The organism is Martelella sp. AMO21009, assembly GCF_053484295.1.
Map to the genome: position 1 here is coordinate 138,280 of NZ_JBAKFR010000007.1, position 21,176 is coordinate 159,455.

The 21,176-nt window shown below is 63.8% G+C and carries 18 protein-coding genes; 8 read left to right on the forward strand and 10 right to left on the reverse strand.

The genetic code is table 11. The annotated features are described in order from the left end of the window. Window positions 1–3 precede the first annotated feature (3 nt). Window positions 4–573, forward strand: coding sequence for a phosphonate metabolism protein/1,5-bisphosphokinase (PRPP-forming) PhnN (gene phnN, locus V6766_RS10915; protein WP_448466325.1), 570 nt, complete (start codon window positions 4–6; stop codon window positions 571–573). A 3-nt stretch (window positions 574–576) separates the two neighbouring features. Here phnN and V6766_RS10920 read toward each other — a convergent pair whose 3' ends face one another. From V6766_RS10920 to V6766_RS10930, 3 genes are all read right to left on the reverse strand, one after another. Beyond that, window positions 577–1,662 carry a 2Fe-2S iron-sulfur cluster-binding protein gene (locus tag V6766_RS10920; protein ID WP_448466327.1) on the reverse strand — a complete coding sequence of 362 codons (1,086 nt, stop codon included), beginning with the start codon at window positions 1,660–1,662 and terminating at the stop codon, window positions 577–579. Between the two features lies 1 nt (window position 1,663). After that, a complete protein-coding gene (locus V6766_RS10925) occupies window positions 1,664–2,908 on the reverse strand; it encodes an aromatic ring-hydroxylating oxygenase subunit alpha (RefSeq protein ID WP_448466329.1) in 1,245 nt (414 codons plus the stop codon). A gap of 114 nt (window positions 2,909–3,022) precedes the next feature. After that, window positions 3,023–3,391, reverse strand: coding sequence for a RidA family protein (locus V6766_RS10930; protein WP_448466331.1), 369 nt, complete (start codon window positions 3,389–3,391; stop codon window positions 3,023–3,025). Window positions 3,392–3,458: 67 nt separating this feature from the next. Between V6766_RS10930 and V6766_RS10935 the strand changes: the two genes are divergently transcribed. Together V6766_RS10935 and V6766_RS10940 are read left to right on the forward strand one after the other, a co-directional pair. After that, a complete protein-coding gene (locus tag V6766_RS10935) occupies window positions 3,459–4,442 on the forward strand; it encodes an L-threonylcarbamoyladenylate synthase (protein ID WP_448466333.1) in 984 nt (327 codons plus the stop codon). Continuing rightward, complete coding sequence (locus tag V6766_RS10940) at window positions 4,443–5,867, forward strand: FAD-binding oxidoreductase (RefSeq protein WP_448466335.1); 1,425 nt, start codon at window positions 4,443–4,445, stop codon at window positions 5,865–5,867. It begins immediately after the preceding gene. A 23-nt stretch (window positions 5,868–5,890) separates the two neighbouring features. Here the strand turns inward: V6766_RS10940 and V6766_RS10945 are convergent, their stop codons facing one another. Beyond that, window positions 5,891–7,300 carry an MATE family efflux transporter gene (locus tag V6766_RS10945; protein WP_448466337.1) on the reverse strand — a complete coding sequence of 470 codons (1,410 nt, stop codon included), beginning with the start codon at window positions 7,298–7,300 and terminating at the stop codon, window positions 5,891–5,893. Between the two features lie 561 nt (window positions 7,301–7,861). Beyond that, on the reverse strand, window positions 7,862–8,680 hold the full coding sequence (locus V6766_RS10950) for an aspartyl/asparaginyl beta-hydroxylase domain-containing protein (protein ID WP_448466340.1): 819 nt from the start codon (window positions 8,678–8,680) through the stop codon (window positions 7,862–7,864). Between the two features lie 167 nt (window positions 8,681–8,847). Between V6766_RS10950 and V6766_RS10955 the strand changes: the two genes are divergently transcribed. Continuing rightward, the gene (locus V6766_RS10955) at window positions 8,848–12,219 is read left to right on the forward strand and encodes a hybrid sensor histidine kinase/response regulator (protein ID WP_448466342.1); all 3,372 of its coding nucleotides are present in this window, start codon (window positions 8,848–8,850) and stop codon (window positions 12,217–12,219) included. Next, a complete protein-coding gene (locus tag V6766_RS10960) occupies window positions 12,212–13,120 on the forward strand; it encodes a response regulator (protein WP_448466344.1) in 909 nt (302 codons plus the stop codon). The genes V6766_RS10955 and V6766_RS10960 overlap by 8 nt, the downstream gene beginning before the upstream one ends. 356 nt (window positions 13,121–13,476) lie before the next feature. Here V6766_RS10960 and cysK read toward each other — a convergent pair whose 3' ends face one another. The 3 genes from cysK to dut all read right to left on the reverse strand — a co-directional run bounded on the left by cysK (window position 13,477) and on the right by dut (window position 16,434). Then, window positions 13,477–14,445 carry a cysteine synthase A gene (gene cysK / locus V6766_RS10965; protein ID WP_448466346.1) on the reverse strand — a complete coding sequence of 323 codons (969 nt, stop codon included), beginning with the start codon at window positions 14,443–14,445 and terminating at the stop codon, window positions 13,477–13,479. 159 nt (window positions 14,446–14,604) lie between these two features. After that, window positions 14,605–15,873, reverse strand: a complete 1,269-nt coding sequence (locus V6766_RS10970) for an MgtC/SapB family protein (RefSeq protein ID WP_448466348.1) — start codon at window positions 15,871–15,873, stop codon at window positions 14,605–14,607. A gap of 102 nt (window positions 15,874–15,975) precedes the next feature. After that, window positions 15,976–16,434, reverse strand: coding sequence for a dUTP diphosphatase (dut, locus tag V6766_RS10975; protein ID WP_448466350.1), 459 nt, complete (start codon window positions 16,432–16,434; stop codon window positions 15,976–15,978). A 386-nt stretch (window positions 16,435–16,820) separates the two neighbouring features. On the opposite strand from dut, the gene V6766_RS10980 reads away from it, so the two are divergent. Together V6766_RS10980 and V6766_RS10985 are read left to right on the forward strand one after the other, a co-directional pair. Next, window positions 16,821–18,404, forward strand: coding sequence for a peptide chain release factor 3 (locus tag V6766_RS10980; protein ID WP_448466352.1), 1,584 nt, complete (start codon window positions 16,821–16,823; stop codon window positions 18,402–18,404). 1 nt (window position 18,405) lies between these two features. Next, window positions 18,406–19,275: an NAD(P)-dependent oxidoreductase gene (locus V6766_RS10985; RefSeq protein WP_448466354.1), complete on the forward strand. Its 870-nt coding sequence runs from the start codon at window positions 18,406–18,408 to the stop codon at window positions 19,273–19,275. Between the two features lie 3 nt (window positions 19,276–19,278). On the opposite strand, the gene V6766_RS10990 is transcribed toward V6766_RS10985, so the two are convergent. Then, a complete protein-coding gene (locus V6766_RS10990) occupies window positions 19,279–19,683 on the reverse strand; it encodes a GFA family protein (RefSeq protein ID WP_448466356.1) in 405 nt (134 codons plus the stop codon). A gap of 152 nt (window positions 19,684–19,835) precedes the next feature. Between V6766_RS10990 and cueR the strand changes: the two genes are divergently transcribed. Continuing rightward, window positions 19,836–20,237, forward strand: a complete 402-nt coding sequence (gene cueR, locus V6766_RS10995; RefSeq protein WP_448466358.1) for a Cu(I)-responsive transcriptional regulator — start codon at window positions 19,836–19,838, stop codon at window positions 20,235–20,237. Window positions 20,238–20,241: 4 nt separating this feature from the next. Here the strand turns inward: cueR and V6766_RS11000 are convergent, their stop codons facing one another. Then, entirely contained in the window at window positions 20,242–21,123 is an 882-nt protein-coding gene (locus tag V6766_RS11000; RefSeq protein WP_448466360.1) for a 3-hydroxybutyryl-CoA dehydrogenase, read from the reverse strand. Between the last annotated feature and the right edge of the window lie 53 nt (window positions 21,124–21,176).

The window sequence follows — 21,176 nt, forward strand, 5'->3', positions numbered from 1 at the left end:
CGGATGGCCGAGCCGGGCAGGATTATCGTCGTGGTCGGCCCCAGCGGAGCCGGCAAGGACAGCATGATCAACTACGCGGCCGGTATTCTTGGCGACCACCCGCGCTTTGCGGCGGTCCGCCGAGCCATCACCCGGCCCAGCGACCACGACAGCGAAATCCACGACACCATGGCGCCGGACGCCTTCGCGGCAAAAAAGGCTGCGGGCGGCTTTGCCGTTTCATGGTCGGCGCATGGCCTGGACTACGGCATTCCGGCCGAACACCGCGCCTTTGTCGCCAATGGCGGGGTGGCGCTCTGCAACGGTTCGCGCAAGGCGCTTGATGATTTCCGCGCGGCCTTTGCCCGGCTCACCGTGGTCAATGTTACCGCACGGCCCGAAATCCTTGCGGCAAGACTTGCCGCGCGCGGTCGCGAAAGCGGCGATCAGATCACCGCCCGGCTGGCCCGCTCGACCATGGCGGTTCATGGCGATTTCGATGTGGTGACGATCGACAATTCCGGTTTGCTCGAAACCGCCGGCAATCAGCTGGTCGCGCTTATCAGGGAAAGCCTTGCGGCCAACGAGCCCTGAACGTCAGGCCTCGACCTCGACATCGGTCAGCGGCCGCGAGCAGCAGGCGAGGATATAGCCCTCCTCGATCTCGTCATCGAGAATGCCGCCATTGTGCTGCATGTCGACCTTGCCGGATTTGCACATGGTGCGGCAGGTGCCGCAGATGCCGCTCTCGCAGGCGGCGGGAATGCGGACCCCGGCATTGCGGGCGGTCTGCAGGATCGTGAAGCCGGGCGGCACCTCGGCGCGCACGCCCGAATCGGCGAATTCGATCACCAGCCGCCTGTCCTCGTCCGCGCTTTCGCCGACAAAGACCGCCGGCGTCGGCGCTTCCGGCTTGAAGGTCTCCTGGAAATAGTTGTTTTCCATGTCGAAGCTGGAGCTTTCAAGCGAATCCCGGACCGTCGCCATGAACGGGTCCGGCCCGCAGCAGAACACCCGCCGCTCCAGGAAATCCGGCACCAGCAGCGCGATCTTGGCGCGGTCGATAAAACCCTTCAGCCCGGACCAGAGCTGGGTGCGCTCCAGCTCGGTGACGATGAAGCCGAGATTGAAGAACGGCATGTAGCGCGCCTTGTACTCCAGCTCCCAGCGGAAGATGATGTCGTTCGGCGAGCGGGCGCAGTGGATGAAGGCGATATCGGTATCGGGATCGCGGTCGCCGAGATCGCGCGTCATCGACATCATCGGCGTGATCCCCGAGCCCGCCGAGATGAACAGGTATTTCTCTGCCGGCTTGGTAACGTAGGAGAAATCGCCGAGCGGGCCGATCGCCTTCAGCTTCATGCCCGGATGCAGGTTCTCGAACATCCAGCGCGTGCCGATGCTGTCCTTCTGCGCCTTCACCGTCACCGCGATGGTGAAGGGACGGGTCGGGCTGGAGGAGATCGTGTAGGTTCTCAGAATCGGCTCGGGGCCGACAGGAAGTTCCAGCGTGATATACTGGCCCGGCATATAGCGGAACCAGATGTTTTCCTGCTCCGCCTTGAAGGTGAAGGTCATCACGTCCGGCGCTTCCGGCGTCCAGGCCACGCATTCGAGCATATGCTCGCGGCCATTCCACGGCACCATCTCGTCGATATGCTTGAAGGGCTGCGGCTTGATCATGTCAGGCAACGATCGACAGCGGCGCGGCGGTGTCGGAAAGCCGCGAAATCGAGGTGTTCGCGTACCATTCGACGAACTGCATCACGCCGCCCTCATCCTCTTCGCAATAGGGGCCGGGCTCATAGGCGGGCGAGCGGATGCCGCGCGCGTTCTCTTCCACGATCTGGCGGTCCTGGTCGTTGGTGAAGGTCCAGACATGGGTGAGTTCCTCGAGATCGTAGTCGATGCCCTCGACCGCGTCCTTCGGCACCAGCCAGGTGGTGGTAACCTCGGTTTCCTCTGGCCCGAGCGGCAGCACACGGAACGAGATCGCGTGGTCGCCCAGGAAGTGGTTCCAGGTGGTGGGATAATGAAACAGCAGGAGCGCGCCGATGCCGGCGGCGTTGGTCTTCGGCCCCATCGGCTTCTTCACCGCGCGCTGGCCCGACATGGTGTAGCTTTCCGCCCCCGCGATCAGCGGCATGCGGGTGATGCGGAACTGGCCGTCCGGATTGATGAAGAACTTCGCCTCCAGCCCCGCTGCCTCGCAATGGGCCCAGTGCGCCTGGATTTCCGGATCATCCGCCATGCCCTGCACCCCGGTGACGGAGGCGGCTTCGGGATAGGTCCGGCAAAGCTCCGGGTGATTGGCGGCGCAGTGATAGCACTCGCGATTGTTCTCCCAGACGAGCTTCCAGTTGCCCTTCTCGACGATCGAGGACTTGAAGGCCACTTTGGTTTCGCGAATATTGTGGGGCGCGATATAGGGCGCGATCCTGTCCCTCAGCGGCGCGATATCGGGCGCGTCATCGGCGAGACAGATGAAGATATAGCCCTCGATGCTCTCGCAATGGACCGGTTTCAGCCCGTATTGCGCCTTGTCGAAATCCTCGCCCATGTGGCGGACATATTGCAGCGATCCGTCGAGATCGTAGGTCCACTGGTGATAGGGACAGACGAGCTTGGCGGTGGTGCCCTTTTCCGCGGAGCAGACGCGCGAGCCGCGATGGCGGCAGGAATTATGCAGCGCCCGAATGACCTTGTCGCGACCGCGCGTGATGATCACCGAATAATCGCCGATCTGGATCGTCAAGTAATTGCCCGGACGCGGCAGCTCGCAATCATGGGCGACGAACAGCCAGTCGCGATAATAGAAATTCTCCATGTCGACGCGGAAATAGTCCGGGTCGGTATAAAACGGCCGGGCGAGCGTGAAACCGTCGCGGCGGTTCTTCAGCTCTTCCAGCATCTTCTGGCGTATCGTCATGGCGGCCTCCGGGGCGAAGACGGGCAATAGTTTTCATTTAATCACCCGCGCCCTTCGGCATGCATTCCATTCACGACATGACTTTCAGAAAAGACGACACGCGTCTTTTGCGCGTCACCCGCGCGCCAGCGCCGTGACTTCGATCTCGATCCGGTATTTCGGGTCGATCAGGCCGCATTCGATCATGGTCGCCGCCGGCGGGTTGTCGCCGAAGGTTGCCGCCAGCAGCGGCCAGCAGGCCTCGAAATCCGGCGCATGCGGCAGGTAATAAGTGACCCGCACGACATCGGCAAAGCTCGAGCCGGCCTCGCCGAGCGCCTTCTCGATGGCCGCCAATGCTGAGCGGCACTGGCCTTCGACATCCTCGGGAATATCGGTGCCCTGTGCGGTGGTGCCCGCCACATGCACGAAGCCGCCCGCGACCACGGCGCGGCAATAGCCGATCTTCTTCTCGTAAATCCCGCCCGAGAAAATCCGTCGCATCAGAAAATCCTTTGTTCAGCGTTTGGGTTGTTTTAAACGATGATGGAACAGGAAGGGCGGGATTACCATGGCGCGGATCATCGATATCAGCCGGGAAGAAGAGCTTGCGCTGGCGGAGGGCCGGCAGTTGCTGATCGCCGGCGAACTGGTCGCGATCCCGACCGAAACCGTCTACGGCCTTGCCGGCGACGCCACCGACGCCGACGCGATCGCGAAAATCTACGCCGCCAAGAACCGCCCCGCCTTCAACCCGCTGATCTGCCATATGGCAGACCTCGCAATGGCGGAGCGCTACGCCGACTTCTCGCCGCTGGCGCGCGAACTTGCCGAGGCCTTCTGGCCCGGTCCGCTGACGCTGGTGCTGCCGCTGAAACCGGAGGCCGGGATCGCAACCGCGGCCACCGCCGGGCTTTCCACGGTCGCTGTCCGAGTGCCGCGCGGCTTCGCCGGCCGGCTGATCGCCGAAACCGGCCGCCCGCTGGCAGCCCCCAGCGCCAATCGCTCCGGCCGGCTGAGCCCGACCACGGCCCATCATGTGGAGGCCGATCTCGGCGATCGGCTGCAACTGATCATCGACGCCGGCCCCGCGATCGTCGGCGTCGAATCGACGATCCTCAAGGTCGATGGCGAGACCATCACGCTTCTGAGGCCCGGCGGCATACCGGCCGAGGCAGTCGAGCGGCTGACGGGGCTTTCGGTGACACGACCTGCCACCCCCGGCGCGATCGAGGCGCCCGGCATGATGGCCTCGCATTACGCGCCGAACGCCGCCGTGCGGCTTAATGTCAGCCATGTCGAGCCCGGCGAGGCGCTGATCATGTTCGGCGCGCCCGTGATCGACAATGCCGCGGCCGCCCATGTCACGCTGCAGCTCTCCAAGACCGCCGACACGGCGGAGGCGGCAAGCCGGCTCTATGACGTGATGAAACAGGCGGACCAGAGCGGCGCCAGCGCGATCGCCGTGACGCCCATTCCCCATGATGGCATCGGCGAGGCGATCAACGACCGGCTTGCTCGCGCCGCGGCCCCCCGCCCCAAGGATTACGACTGAATGCCCGGCCCTGAGAAAGACCTGATCGCCCGTTTCGTCGAAATTGTCGGCCCCGGCCACGCCCTGACCGAGTCCGGCGATATCGCGCCCTACCTCACCGAGACCCGGGGGCTCTATCACGGCGCGACGTCGCTGGTGCTGAAGCCCGGTTCCACCGCCGAGGTCGCCGCGATCATGAAGCTCGCGAGCGAGACGAAAACCCCGGTGGTGCCCGCCTCCGGGCGCACCGGCCATGTCGGCGGCGCGGTTCCGCGCGAGGAGGGCACCGATATCGTGCTCTCACTGGAACGCATGACCACGATCCGCAAGATAGATGTCGCCGGCAATTTCATGGTGGTAGACGGCGGCGTGATCCTTGCCGAGGCGCAGAAGGCGGCGGCCGACAATGACAGGCTGTTTCCGCTGTCGCTCGGCTCGGAGGGCTCGGCCCGGATCGGCGGCAATCTTGCGACCAATGCCGGCGGCACGGCGGTGCTGGCCTATGGCAATATGCGCAATCTCTGCCTCGGCCTCGAAGTCGTACTGCCCACCGGCGAGATCTGGAACGGGCTGCGCTCGCTGAAGAAGGACAATACCGGCTACGATTTGCGCGACCTGTTCATCGGCGCGGAAGGCACGCTCGGCATCATCACCGGCGCGGTGCTGAAACTGTTTCCCCGCCCAAAAGGCCATCAGGTGGCCTTTGCCGGGGTCGCCTCCCCGGAAAAGGCGCTGGCGCTGTTCAATCTCGCCGCAAACCGCTGCGCGTCCGCGCTGACAGGCTTCGAGCTCATGGCCGAGATGGCCTTCGCGTTCACGGTCAAGCATACCGAGGGCGCGCGCAATCCGTTGGCGACGACTTATCCGTGGTACACGCTGATCGATGTTTCGACCTCTGACAGCCAGGAATCGGCCGACGCCATGATCACGGCATTGCTGGAAGAGGCCTTTGAACAGGGCCTGGTGGAAGACGCCGTGATCGCCAAGTCCGACGCCGAAATCGCCGAACTCTGGCATATGCGCGAAACCATGTCGGAGGCGCAGAAGCCGGAGGGCGGGTCGATCAAGCACGATGTCTCGGTTCCGGTCTCTTCGGTCCCCGCCTTCCTGCAAGAGGCGGATGCGGCAGTGATGGCGGCCGTGCCGGGCGCGCGCATCTGCGCCTTCGGCCATCTCGGCGACGGCAATATCCACTACAACATCTCGCAGCCGGAAGGCGCCGAGAAGGCCGCCTTCCTTTCGCGCTGGGGCGAGGTCAACGCAATCGTCCACGCCATCGTGCTTGCCCATGGCGGCTCGATTTCCGCCGAGCACGGCATCGGCCGGCTGAAACGCGATGAGCTGGCGCGCATTCGCGAGCCGATCGAGATCGACCTAATGCAACGGATCAAGAAAGCCTTCGACCCCGCGGGCATCATGAACCCGGACAAGGTATTGAAGGCCTGACGCGCCCTTAGCCTCGGCGCGGTTCAGGCCGTCTTTGCGAGGACGGCGGTTTCCCGGTCTCCGTAAAACAGGCCAAGCCGCGCCCTGCGCCGGTTCAGCCACAACACCGTGAGCGCGATCGCCAGCATGCCGAGATCGCTGATCGGCGCGGCCATCCACAACCCCGTTTCGCCGAATATGAACGGCAGGATGAAGATCAGCGGCAGGGTGAACACATAGGTGCGACCCAGCGTGATCGCCGCCGCCCTGGAGGCCATGCCGAGCGCCTGGAAATAGCCGGCAAGCACCATCAGCGGCGCGACGAGGACATAGGCGGCGGTGACGATCCGCACGATATGCACGGCCTCGTTGATCACCGCCGGGTCGGTCACGAACAGCGCGGCGATCGGCCTTGCCCCGACGATAAAGGCAAGCTCGACGGTAAACCCGTAGCCAAGCCCGGTGGCGAGGCCCACCAGAAGCGTCCGGTCCGAGCGGCCGAACAGATGCGCGCCGAAATTATTGCCGACGATCGACTGGCAGGCGAAGTTCAGCCCCAGGAGCGGCAGGAAGGCGAAGGTCAGAAGCCGCGAGGCAATGCCATAGGCGGCGATCGCGATATCGTGGTTATCGCCGCTCCAGATGCCGATGCCGATAATATAGCAGCCGGCCGAGAGGCTGGTGCCGGCAAGCCCGAGAGACGGCGGCAGGCCGAGCGCCAGGATGCGCGGCCACGCCTCCGTCAGCCGATGGCCGGTGCGGCGCAAAAGCGCAAGCGGCGTGCGGCCCGAAAGCCTGAGCCAGATCACGACGCCCATGGCCACCGCCTGCGCCGCAAGCGTGCCGATCGCCGATCCGGCAACGCCCCAGCCAAGGCCGGCGATCAAGACATAGTTGAAGCCGATATTGGCGAGCGTGACCAGAACGCCGATCCCGGCCATCACCCCCGGCTTGCCTTCCGAACGCAGGGCATCGCCCTGAATCGAGATCACGAATTGCAGCGGACTGCCGAAAATCACGAATGCCAGATAGGTTTTCGCCATGGTCGCAAGCCCGGCATCGCCCTCCGAAAACCAGTCAACGAGCCTGACGCCGAGCGTGAGATAGAAGGCCATCAGCAATACGGCCACAACCAGCGACAGCGTCATCGCCGATTGCAGCACCGCCTGCGCGCCGTCATCATCGCCGGCGCCGAGCCGTCGCGCCAGAATGGAGGCCATGCCGGAGGACACCAGCGTCGACAGCGCCGCCACCGCCATGAAGATCGGAAAGACCAGCGTGACGGCCGCGAGCGCGCGGGGACCGACGAGCAGGCCGAGAAAGATCGCGTCGACGATGGTGTAGAGCCCGCTGACGAGCATCAGCAGAACGATGGGCGCGGCGGTTCTCAGAAACAGCGGCCCGACCGGGCCCAGAAGATAAGGATTCGCGCGGGGCGAAGCGACATCAGACATTTTCGTTGCCCTTCAAGGACACTCATGCCGCCGGAACGGCCACGCACGGTACCCGCATTGCCTTATGCTTCGAGTGTCGCTGGAGAAACGAAAAACCGAAGATCGGACTGACTTCACCATCACCATTTCGGCGCGCGGGCGGCAGGCGTCAGCAGCCGCGCGCAATTAGCCCGCGTGATGGTCGCAAGTCAAGCGGGCGGGCACGCAGACCGTGTTGGCTTTCGTCTCACGCGCCCGCCGTTACCCCAGGGTCCTGGCCTGTCCGAATCTCAGCAAACGTCTGACTGTCTTTGTTTCCCGAACCTCTCGGCCAACAATCTCTCCCCTTGAGGGAGAGATGTCGCGAAAGCGACAGAGAGGGGTAAAGGGCGTAAGCCCTAAAAGCCGCAAACACTGTGCTCTCGGAGAGGGTTCACCCCTCTCTGCCCCTGTCGGGGCATCTCGCCCTCAAGGGGGGAGGTTGTTTGCCGGGCGGCGAGGCTTTGGCAGGAACCGCATGTTCCGCGCATAATCGCAACGCCGGCAAGGTGTATCCGGCCGTCGCAGAGCAACCCCCATGCCTCACGGCCGGTTCCTGAGCGCCTCGGCCTCGGCGTAGAACTTCTTTTCCCAGTCCTTGTGGTTATCCAGCCCCTCACGGATGAAGGGCGTGAACACGGCGAGGTTCATCAGCATCCAGTTGACCATTTTGGCCGGGAAACGGGTCGGCTTGACGAAATCGACGAACAGCACCACGCGGGTCTTGTCGGTGTGGTTCCAGGCCTCGTGCTCATAGGCATCGTCGAAGATCAGCACCTTGCCCTCCTCCCAGTGGCAGATCTGGTCCTTGACGCGGATTGCGAGTTGATCGGGTTCGGCCTCGGGCACGATCATGCCGAGATGGAGGCGCAGCACGCCGTTATAGGGGCCGCGATGCGCCGGCAGATGCTTGCCGGGCTCAAAGATCGAGAACATCACCGTGGTGAGGCCGGGGATTTTTTGCATCGCCTCCCAGGTCTTCGGGCAGGCCTTGATGTTCTGCTCCGATTTCAGCCCGTATCCGAGCAGGAAGAAGGTCTTCCAGTGATTGTCGTCGGAGATCGTCTTCACATCGGTGGAGATGTCCTGAAAGCTCGGCAGCTCCGCCTGGCGCAGCAGCACCTTGTCGAGTTCGGCGCGGATCGCGGGCGCTGCCGCCTCGATCTCCTTCGACCACGGGAATGTGGCATTGTCATATACCGGCGGGTTGCCGTGGATGGCGTATTTCAGGTTGAGCTTCTCGGCCCAGTTGACGATGCCCATGAAGAAGCGCGTGACGGCGCTCGGGCGATCCATCGGCGCAATGCCCTCGGTACCGAAGGTCTGGCCGTGACCGGCGGTTTCACTCTCTGCTTTTGCCATGATGCCCCTCTTTGATGCTGCGCGTTGGTCCTTCCTGCACGCGATCAGCATAACATTGTAACGAAAAAGGAAAAAGTGCGGCGGCAAGGGCGGATATCCACGCGTTTTTGCTTGCCAAGCGCCCGGTATGCCGAAACATTTGTCCCACCTCTCCTTGCGAGCGATTGATGACACCACGCCAACGCATCATACCGGTCCGGCGCGAATATAATCGCTGGGTCGCCAACCAGACGCTGGAAGACTACGCCCTGCGCTTTACCGCCAAGAGCGCGCGGCGGTTTTCATCGAGCCGGATTTCGCAGACCGCGATAGGCGCGATCTCGTTTCTGGCGCTGGAAGCGATCGGCGGCACGATCACGCTCTCCTATGGCACCACCAACGCGTTTTACGCCGCGATCGTCGCCTCCGTCGTGATGCTGCTGGCGGGTCTTCCGATCGCGCGCTACGCAATCCGCCACGGCGTCGATATCGATCTGCTGACGCGCGGCGCATCCTTCGGCTATATCGGCTCCACGGTCACATCGCTGATCTATGCCAGCTTCACCTTCATTCTGTTCGCCATCGAAGCCTCGATCATGTCCGGCGCGCTGAAGCTCGCTTTCGGCATACCGCTCTGGATCAGCTACATCATCTCCGCTGTGGTGGTGATCCCGCTGGTGACCTATGGCGTGCAGATGATCTCGCGGTTCCAGTTGATCACCCAGCCGTTCTGGATCGTGCTCAACATCGCCCCCTTCATCTTCATCGCCTTCATGGATTTCGAGAAATTCCAGCTGTGGCGGGCCTTTGGCGGCCTGAACGCGGCCGCGGCGGAGCCGGGCATGGCCGCGCCGTTCACGCTGGCCGGCTTTGCGGCCGCCGCCGGCGTGATCTTCGCGCTGATGCCCCAGATCGGCGAGCAGGTCGACTTCCTGCGCTTTCTGCCCGCCACCGGCAAACGCAAGCTCCGTCACCGCATCGCGATCTTCCTCGCCGGCCCCGGATGGGTCGTGGTCGGCGTGCCGAAGCTGATGGCAGGATCGTTTCTGGCCGTGCTGGCGCTTTCCACCGGCATGCCGGCGAGCGAGGCCGCCGATCCCGCCCATATGTACCTGACGGCCTTCGGCTACATGATCCCGAACCAGACGGCAGCGCTGATGCTGATGGCCGCCTTCGTGGTCGTCTCGCAGCTCAAGATCAATGTGATGAACGCCTATGCCGGCTCGCTCGCCTGGTCGAACTTCTTCTCGCGGCTGACCCACAGCCATCCCGGCCGGGTGGTGTGGCTGGTGTTCAATGTCGCGATCGCGCTGCTTTTGATGCAGCTTGGCATCTACCGGCTGCTGGAGGCCTCGCTCAGCGTGTTCTCGATCGTCGCCATGGCCTGGCTTTCGACGATTTCCGCCGATCTGTTCATCAACAAGCCGCTCGGCCTGTCGCCGCCCGGCATCGAGTTCAAGCGCGCCCATCTCTACGACATCAATCCCGTTGGCCTGGGCGCAATGTTCCTCTCCGGCGCGATCGCCCTTGCCGCCCATTTCGGCCTGTTCGGCGCGCTCGCGGTCTCCTTCGCGCCGTTCATCGCCCTTTTCGTCGCGCTGATCGCCTCGCCGCTGATCGCCTGGGGAACGGGCGGGCGCTACTACCTCGCCCGCCGCCAGCGCAAGGGCTGGCAGGAAAAGACGGCGATCACCTGCTCGATCTGCGAACACGCCTTCGAACCCGAAGACATGGCGTGGTGTCCGGCCTATGCGGGTCCGATCTGTTCGCTGTGCTGCTCGCTCGACAGCCGCTGCCATGACCTCTGCAAGCCGAATGCGAAATTCGAGGCCCAGCTTGGCACCGTCGCCCACAAGCTGCTGCCGGCGCGGATCGTTGACCAGCTTGCCACACGGCTCGGGCGTTACGGCATCACGCTCGCGCTTTCGATCACCGCCATCGGCGCGATCCTGGCGATGATCGCCTATCAGACCGCGCGCGCGGCGCCGGAAACGCAGGTGGTGGTCTACAACACCGCGCTGATCGTATTCTTCGTCTTCGCCCTGATTGCCGGCGTGGTCGCCTGGTTCTTCGTGCTGGCCCAGGACAGCCGAAAGGTCGCCGAGGAAGAATCCTCGCGCCAGACCACGCTGCTGCTCAAGGAAATCGCGGCGCATGAAAAAACCGATGCGGCGCTACAGGCCGCCAAGGAGGCCGCCGAATCCGCCAACCGCGCAAAGAGCCGCTATGTGGTGGGCCTCTCCCACGAGCTCAGAACGCCGCTCAACGCCGTCTCCGGCTATGCCCAACTCCTGGAGCGCGACCCGTCGATCCCGGAAGCGCGCCAACCGGCGATCCAGTCGATCCGCCGCTCCGCCGATTATCTTTCCGGCCTGATCGACGGGCTGCTTGATATTTCCCGGATCGAATCCGGTCGGCTGCAGGTCTATTCCAACGAGATCAATCTCGGCGAATTCCTCGACCAGATCGTCGATATCTTCGAGACTCAGGCCCGGGCCAAGGGTCTTGCCTTCCGTCACGGCCGCGACCGGAACCTACCCGCCTATGTCCGCACCGACGAAAAGCGGTTGCGCCAGATCCTGGTCAATCTGCTGTCGAACGCGGTGAAGTTCACCGATCATGGCACGGTTACCTTCGATGCCCGTTACCGTAGCCAGGTCGCCACCTTCACCGTGACCGATACCGGCAGCGGCATCGACGAAAAGCATCTCGGCCGGATCTACGAGCCGTTCGAGCGCGGGGGAACGCGCGACAAGCCGGGCCTCGGTCTTGGCCTCACGATCACCAAGCTGCTGGTCAACACGCTTGGCGGCGATATCGCGGTCAAGAGCCGCCCCGGCGAGGGCGCGACCTTCTCGGTGCGGCTGATGCTCGCCTCCGTCGACCGCCCGACGCCGCCGCAAGCCGGCGCGGACGCCGGCGTCTATGACGGCCCGCGCCGCACGATCATGGTTGTCGACGACAATGAGGATCACCGTGCGATGATGGCGGATATCCTGCACCCGCTCGGCTTCAACGTGATGCTGGCCGAAAGCGGCGCGGCCTGTCTCGAACAGACCGCGATCGAACCGCCGGACCTGTTCCTGCTCGATATCCGCATGCCCGGCATGAATGGCTGGCAACTGGCAACAGCGCTGCGCGAACGAGGCGTGACGCGGCCGATCATCATGCTCTCGGCCAATATCGGCGACGACGCCGAGATCGGCCACGGCGATGACAGCCATAACGACACGCTGTCCAAACCCGTGAACCTGAAGCGGCTGAAGGACGTTCTCGGCATGCATCTCGGCCTGACATGGCGGCAGGCGGCGGACGCTGCGCCGGTCGAGGCGGCAAAAACGCCGGAACGGGTCGACCCGCCGCCGAAAACTGAATGCGCGGAATTGATCCGTCTGGCGGAGATCGGCTATCACCGGGGCATCAAGGACAAGCTCATGACGCTCGCGGCCACGCACAAGCCGTTTGTCGAGGCGGCGACAGGCTATGTCGATCGTTTCGATCTCGATGGCTTCCTGCGCTTCATGAGATCGCTTCCGGCCGAGGGGGACGGGGATGGCTGAGCCACAGGAAATCGTTCTCCTGGTCGATGACAGTCCGGATGCGCTGAGTTTTCTGACCGAGGCGCTGGAAGCCTCCGGCTATTCGGTGCTGATCGCAACCTCGGGCGCGAGCGCGCTGTCGATCGTCGAGCGGATCACGCCCGATATCGTGCTGATGGACGCGGTAATGCCGAAGATGGACGGGTTCGAGGCCTGCCGCAGGCTGAAGGCCGGACCCTCCGCCGAAACGCCGGTGATCTTCATGACCGGGCTTTCGGAGACCGAGCATATCGTCCACGCGCTGGAATCGGGCGGGGTCGATTACCTCACCAAGCCGATCAATATCGATGAGCTGCGCGCCCGCATCCGCGTCCATCTCGCCAATGCCCGCTCGACCCAGAGCGCGCGGGTGGCGCTGGATGCGACCGGCCGCCACCTGCTGGCCGCGGATGCCCAGGGCGGGCTCCGCTGGATGACGCCGCAGGCAAGCCGGCTGATCCACGATGCGGTCGGCGCCGGCGCCGATCTCGGTTTCGTCTCGCGCCAGCTCGCGGACTGGCTTGCAGGCGGCGAACCGGTGGCGAGCCCCGACGCCATCCTGCCGATCACCGAAAACGGCAAAAAGCTGTTCCAGCTCGCCTTTCTGGAGAAGACCGGAACCAGCGAATACCTGTTCCGCGTCACGCCCGCCAACCCCGTCAGCGACGACGAGGCGCTGCGCAAGGAATTCCCACTGACCGCGCGCGAGGCCGAAGTGCTGGCCTGGATCGCCAAGGGCAAGACCAACCGCGATATCGGCGAAATTCTCGGCCTTTCCACCCGCACGGTGAACAAGCATCTCGAAACCATCTATGTGAAGCTCGGGGTGGAAAACCGGGCGTCTGCCGCCGTGAAGGCTGCCTATGTGCTGCACGGGATGTGAGCGGGGCCGTCTCGGCCGAGATACCGGCGCGCCTCTGCCTTCCTCGGACAGCCCCTATCGCTCCGCCGCATAGCCCCCAAATCTTCTCGCCCCGGAGGGAGAGATGTCGCGAGAGCGACAGTGAGGGGGGAGCCTATCACTGCGAAAGCCCTCACGAGACGAGAGGCCGCGCCACCCTCACTACCCCTGTCGGGGCATCTCTCCCGCCAGCGGGAGAGAGTATTGGGAGCAAGACCAGCCGCCATCGACTTTTACTCAGGCGGGGGAACCGGCGAACAGCGAGCAATACAGCCCCTAGGCATACAAAAAAGGCGCGCAACTCTCGCCGCGCGCCTTCCATCAAAACCTGGGCGTCCTTACTGCCCGAGCCCCTCGAACAGCGCCGTCGACAGATAACGTTCGGCGAAGGACGGAATGATGACCACGATGGTCTTGCCTTCATTCTCGGGCCGCGAGCCGACCTCGATCGCCGCCTTCAGCGCAGCGCCCGAGGAGATGCCGACCGGCACGCCTTCAAGACGGGCCACTTCGCGGGCGAGCGCGAAGGCGTCGTCGTTTTCGACCTGCACGATCTCGTCATAGACCGAAGTGTCGAGCACGCCCGGCACGAAGCCGGCGCCGATGCCCTGGATCTTGTGCGGGGCGGGCGAGCCGCCCGACAGAACCGGCGAGGCGGTCGGCTCCACCGCCACCACATGGATATCCTTCTTCTTCTGCTTCAGCACCTGGCCGACGCCGGTGATCGTGCCGCCCGTGCCGATGCCGGAGACGAAGATATCGACATCGCCATTGGTGTCGTTCCAGATTTCCTCGGCCGTGGTCTTACGGTGGATTTCCGGATTGGCCGGGTTTTCGAACTGCTGCGGGATTACCGCGTTTTCGGTTTCGGCGGCGATTTCCTCGGCCCTGGCGACCGCGCCCTTCATGCCCTTCGGCGGCTCGGTCAGCACCAGTTCGGCGCCGAGCAGCGCCAACATCTTACGGCGTTCTATCGACATCGATTCCGGCATGGTGAGGATCAGCCGGTAGCCCTTGGCGGCCGCCGCGAAGGCGAGCGCGATACCGGTATTGCCGGATGTCGGCTCCACCAGCACGGACTTGCCGGGCGTGATCTTGCCGGCCTTTTCCAGCGCGTCGATCATGGCGAAGCCGATACGGTCCTTCACCGAGGCGATCGGGTTGAAGAATTCGAGCTTGGCGAGCAGGTTGGCCTTGACGCCATGTTCCTTCGCCAGTTTGTCGAGGCGAACGAGCGGCGTATCGCCGATTGTCTCGAGGATGGATCCGTATACCTTCCCGCGTCCGGGCTTGCCGTTCTGTTCCATGACTGTGCTCCCTTGAATTCGTTACAATCTAGGTAGGGTCGCGGGAGAGGAAATTCGAGGCAAGAACAGGTCACGCTCCGCATCCCCGGGGAATGCGATTCCAATTACCGTCCAACTGCCGCAAATTCATTCCACATCGCGCAACCAACCGGCCCGTCTTCACTGGAAGAACGTGCTGTACCACCAGAAACACGCGCCGCCGACCACGATCGCAATCAACGTCACCAGACCGAGAAGCCCGCCATAGGCCCGCGTGCCGCTGCCATAGGCCAGCACCACCTTGGTGACGAGGTTGGAGACCGTCGCCGTCAAGACCGCAACCGCGGCGGTATGAGCGGGCACCGCGTTGCCGGCCAGATGCGCGGTCGAAAGCGTGATGGCATCGAGATCCGGAATCCCGGACACCAGCGCGATGAACACGATACTGGCCGGCCCCAGAAACCCGACAAGAACCTTCGCAACGAAACCGACGACGCCCAGCAAAGCGCCGAACCGCAAAACCGATTGCAGTTCGAACGGATTGGAAAGCTCGAGCTCGGACCTAGCGCCGGCGCTTTTGCCGTTACGGCTCAGGATGAGGCTCGCCGCGAGGAAGGCGCATAGCCCCGGCGCAAGGGCCACGGCCAGCGGTTTCATCAGCACCGGGGCCACGACCGAGGCAATGACGAAGCAGCGCACCAGCGACAGCCCGCCGGCGATCGACGCCGCGCCCGCGAGCCTTTGCGCCAGCGCCGGCTGACCGACGGAAATGCGCGCGAAGGAGAGCGTCGTCGCCGTGGAGGACACGACGCCGCCGGTGGCGCCGGCAAACAGGATGCCGCGCTCCGGACCGCCGATGCGCATCGCCACATAGCCGGCATAGGAAAGGGCCGCGATCATCACCGTCATCAGCCAGACGGAAAACGGATTGAACCCGCCCCATGGGTCGATCGCGCGGTTGGGCAGAAGCGGCAAAGCCACGAAGCTCATCGTCAAAAGCACCAGGGCCGAGCGCAGTTCCACCCAGGTCATGGACTTGAGAAAGCCGTGCAGCGCGTGGCGGGCAGCCAGAAGAACGGTGGTGACGACCCCGCCGGCGGCCGCGAGCCGCATATCGCCGGTGGCAGAAACAATGCCGAGCGCAAACACCACGAGCGCGGCGATCACGCCGGTCACGCTGAAATCATGCCGCGGGGTCGCGGCCAGATATTCGAACACGACAAAGGCGACCGTCAGCCCGGCGGCCAGCATCGCCGGCACCGTCGTGCCGGTCACAACGCCGAGATAACCGGCCAGCCCGCCCAGAAGCCCGACAAGCGCAAAGGTGCGGATGCCGGCGACGCGCTGCCCGTCGGCAAGATCCCGCTCCTGCCAGCCGCGCTCGATCCCGGCCAGGAGCCCGATCGCCAACGCCAGCCCGACCCGCTGGAATGCTTCCATCATGTCCATGGACGAACCTCCGTGCCCGCGTTGCGTCAGCTTTCCGGAAAGCCTACACCACAGGCAAGAATGCGGAAATACGTCGATTTGGCGGTACCTTGAGAGCGCGCATCAAACACCCGTCGACCCGAATCCGCCCGCGCCGCGCTGCGTTTCCGTCAGCGCATCCACGACGGTCACCGGCATCTGCGTGACCGGGGCGATGATGACCTGGGCGATGCGCATGCCGCGTTCGATGGTGAAGGCCTCCTCGCCGAGATTGACGAGCAGCACTTTCACCTCGCCGCGATAATCGCTGTCGATCGTGCCCGGGGTGTTGAGGCAGGTTATGCCGTGCTTGAAGGCGAGGCCGGAGCGCGGGCGGATCTGGGCCTCGTAGCCTTCCGGGATTTCGAAAATGAAGCCGGTCGGCACCAGCGCGCGTTTGCCGGGCGCAAGCGTCATCGGCGCGTCCAGCGCGGCGCGGATATCCATGCCGGCGGAACCGGAGGTTTCGTATGCAGGCGGCTCTATGCCCTCGGCGTGTTCCAGGCGTTTCAGCTTCAGCGTCATTTTCGTTTCCATGTTCATTGCAGTCACCCGGGACCTGTCACGTTGCACGGCCACCTCACCTCTGGCCGATCTCCCTCGCATAGCCCCCCAATCTTCTCGCCCCGGAGGGGAGAGATGTCGCGACAGCGACAGTGAGGGGGGAGCATATCATCGCGAACGACCTCACAGCTCTGGTATGCAGCTTCACCCTCACTGCCCCTTTCGGGGCATCTCTCCCGCAAGCGGGAGAGAGAATTGGGAGCAAGCTGCGCCATAGGCGATACCCCTGCCCTTAAGGGGGAGATTGTGGGTTGCGAGGCCCCCGTCAATCTCGTCTGCATCCTTCGCCATCGGCGTGCGACAGGTCAATTGCATCTTGTAGCCCAAATCGCTACATAGGCCGCCATCAACAGGATATTCGACCGATGCCCGAAACGCTTGCCGAGGCGGTTGCCCGCCGCCGCACCTTCGCGATCATCTCGCATCCCGACGCCGGGAAGACCACACTTACCGAAAAGCTGCTGCTTTTCGGCGGCGCGATCCAGCTTGCCGGCGAGGTGAAGGCGAAGAAGGACCGCATCCAGACCCGCTCGGACTGGATGAAGATCGAGCGCGAACGCGGCATTTCGGTGGTCACCTCGGTGATGACCTTCGAATATGACAACACCGTCTTCAACCTGCTCGACACGCCCGGCCATGAAGACTTCGCCGACGACACCTACCGCACGCTGACGGCGGTGGACGCGGCGATCATGGTGATTGACGCCGCCAAGGGCATCGAGCCGCGGACGCTGAAGCTGTTCGAAGTCTGCCGCTTGCGCGATATCCCGATCATCACCTTCGTCAACAAGATGGACCGCGAGGCCCGCGACACGTTCGAAATTCTCGAGGAAGTGCAGGAGAAGCTCGCGCTCGATACCGTGCCGATGACCTGGCCGATCGGCCAGGGCAAGAGCTTCGCCGGCACCTATCACCTGAAAGACAGCGCGGTCCGCTATGGCGACAGCCAGACGGACCTGATCAAGGTGAACGGGCCGGAAGTCGTGTCCGACAAGCTGCCCGAGCACGAGCGCCAGGACTGGGCGGAAATGGCGGAACTTGCGATCGACGGCTATCCCGCCTTCGACCGGCAGGCGTTTCTGGAAGGCCACATGACGCCGGTCTATTTCGGCTCGGCGTTGAGGAATAACGGCGTGCGCGACCTGATCCACGCGCTTTCCGATTTCGCGCCTGCGCCGCGCGCGCAGGTGGCGGATGTCCGCACCGTGGAAGCGACCGATCCGAAGATGAGCGCCTTCGTGTTCAAGATCCAAGCCAACATGGACCCGAACCACCGCGACCGCATCGCCTTCGTGCGCGTGTGCTCCGGTACGCTGACGCGCGGCATGAAGGCGCGGCTCGCGCGCACCGGCAAGCAGATGGGCCTCACCGCACCGCAATTCTTCTTCGCCTCGCAGCGCCAGCTTGCCGATACCGCCTATGCCGGCGATGTCGTTGGCATTCCGAACCACGGCGCGCTGAGGATCGGCGACACGCTGACCGATGGCGAGGCGCTGGTGTTCCAGGGGGTGCCGAACTTCGCGCCGGAAATCCTCCGTCGCGTGCGGCTGGAAGATGCGATGAAGGCCAAGAAGCTGAAGGAAGCGCTGCAGCAGATGGCCGAGGAAGGCGTGGTCCAGCTCTTCACCCCGGAAGACGGCTCGCCGGCGATCGTCGGCGTTGTCGGCGCGCTTCAGCTCGACGTGCTGAAGGAGCGGCTGAAGGCGGAATACGGCCTGCCGGTGTCCTTCGAGATGGCGCGTTTTTCCGTCTGCCGCTGGATTTCGGCCGAGAAGAACGCCGATCTGGAAAAATTCATCTCCGGCCATCGCGGCGATATCGCCCGCGACCTCGACGGCGATCCGGTGTTCATGGCGCAGGACGGTTTCTCGCTGAATTACGAGAGCGAGCGGGCGCCGGAAATCCGGATGATCGCGATCAAGGAATATCATCAGGCAAAGGCGGCCTGACATGGCGGACAAGGAGACGATCGGCATTTGCGGCATGGGCCGCATGGGCACCGCCATGGCGCGCCGGCTTTCCGCCTATGGCTTTCCGCTGGTGGTGTGGTCGCGCGGCGGCGTTTCGATGGAGCTTGCTTCAGAGACTCATGCCGAAGTGGCGCTGAACCCGGCCACGCTTGCCCACAAGGCCGATATCATCCTCACCTCGCTGATCGACGACGCGGCGGTGGAAGCGGTGCTCGACGCGCTGCTGACCACCTCGCTTCCCGGCAAGCTGGTGGTCGAAACCTCGACCGTCAGCCCCGCGCTGCTGAAGCGCTATTCGGCGGGCATCAAGGCCAAGGGCGGCAGCGCCATCGACGCGCCGATCTCCGGCGGGCCGGAACTGGTGATCTCCGGCAAGGCCGGGCTTTATATCGGCGGCGCGGATGTCGATTTCGAACGCTTCATGCCGGTTGCCGACACGCTCTCCGACCGCATCCACCACACCGGCCCGCTCGGCACGGGGGCGGCGGCCAAGATCGTCAACAACATGGTGCTGTGCGGCTATTGGGAAGTGCTGCGCGAGGCGCTGATGACCGGCAAGCGCGCCGGCCTCAGCCTCGACAAGATGCTCGATATCCTGATGACCAGTCCCAGCGGAACGCCCGCACTGAAGGCCCGCGCGCCGCGCATTCGCGGCCATGACAGGAGCGTGGGCTTTCCCGTGCGCGGCGCGGTGAAGGACGCCACGCTTTTCGCCAGCGTCGCCGACAGCTACGATGTCGATACGCCGGCGATCGACGCGGCCCTTGCCAGCTACAAGGCCTGCCTGGAGAACGGCAGCGGCGATGAAGACCTCTCGGCGATGTTGCGCATGGCGCTGTCGCAGGATTGAAGCCTATTCCGTTGCTTCACTCGGCAGCGCGGTGACCCGGTCAAGCCAGGGAGCGGCAGAGCGACACCATATCTGCCGTTTCGGCGGCAGCGCAGCGCGCTGGTCGATCATGCCCCAGCGGATTCCCCAATCGTCTTCATCGGCGCCTTCGCCGCCCGTGAACAGCGGCGAGCCGCAGTCTTCGCAGAAAAACTGCTCGCGTTTGCGTCCGCTCTCGGCCATTTTCCAATAGCTGCGGGTCACGCCGGACGTGATCTCGACATCGGCACGGGGCACGAGAACAGTGGTGCGATAGGGCGAGCCGCTCAGGCGCTGACAATCGGTGCAATGGCAGATCACCACAGCATCCGGATCGATTTCGGCTTCGAAGCGGACCTTGCCGCAATAGCATCCGCCGGTGATCTTCATGCGAACTCCGTTTCTTGAAGGTTCATCACCGTCGCACGAAGACAGGCGGCGAGACAACGGCCACGGACTTGAAGATTTTTGAAGCAGGCATCACATCTGCTGAACAGAGCGTCGGTTTTATGGCCGATGTTCAGATGAGCGGAGAATTTGAGATGAACATCGGACAGGCTGCAAAACAATCGGGACTTCCGGCAAAGACCATCCGCTATTACGAGGAAATCGGCCTCGTCATCGCGGACCGGGCCGAGAATGGCTATCGCGATTATTCCGCCAATCATGTCCACCGGCTGAACTTCATTCACCGATCGCGCGATCTCGGCTTTTCGGTCGAGGAATGCCGCCTGCTGCTGTCGCTTTATGACGACGACGCCCGCGAGAGCGCCGAGGTGAAGGCGCTGGCAACCGCCAAGATCGCCGAGATCGACGAAAAGCTTGCCCGTCTCGCCGGGCTGAAGGCAACGCTCCAGCACCTCGCCGACCATTGCCACGGCGACCACCGGCCCGACTGTCCGATCCTGGAAGAACTGTCGTCCGGCAGCAATTGTTGCAACTGACGCCTTACCGCGTCGGCACCGGCTCCTCGCCGCGATAATCGTAGAACCCGCGGCCGGATTTGCGGCCGAGCCAGCCGGCATCGACATATTTCACCAGCAGCGGGCACGGGCGATACTTGTTGTCGGCCAAGCCTTCATGCAGCATCTGCATGCCCGAAAGGCAGGTGTCGAGACCGATGAAATCGGCAAGCTCCAGCGGTCCCATCGGGTGGCGGGCGCCCAGCTTCATCGCGGTGTCGATGTGGTCGACGGTCCCAACGCCTTCATAAAGCACGTAGATCGCCTCGTTGATCATCGGCAGCAGGATTCGGTTGACGATGAAGGCCGGGAAATCCTCCGAAACGGTCGGCGTCTTGCCGAGCGAACGCACGAATTCCCGCGCGGTCTCGAAGGTCGTCTCCTCGGTCGCGATGCCGCGCACCAGTTCCACAAGCTCCATCACGGGGACGGGGTTCATGAAATGCACGCCCATGAACCGCTCCGGCCGATCGGTGGCGGCAGCAAGACGGGTGATCGAGAAGGACGAGGTATTGCTGGCAAGCAGCGTTTCCGGCTTCAGGATCGGGCAGAGTTTCGCGTAAAGCGCCCGCTTTTCCGTCTCGTCCTCTGTGATCGCCTCGATCACGATATCGGCGGAGGCGAGGTCCTGAAGATCGGTCGAGGCGGTGATCAGCTTCAGCGCCTTCTTGCGCTCGTCATCGCCAAGCTTGCCGGACGTCACCTGCCGCGCAAGATTGCCGTTGATGGTGGCAAGCCCGCGCTCGATCTGCTGCTGCCCAATGTCAATGAGGTGGACGTCGTAGCCGGCGACTGCGCAGACATGGGCGACGCCGCAGCCCATGGCCCCGGCGCCGATCACGCCGACGCGCTTGATAGTATCGGCCATCTCGCACTCCCTCGTTCCTCGTCTCTCGGTCACCGCAGGCGACCCCGGACTTT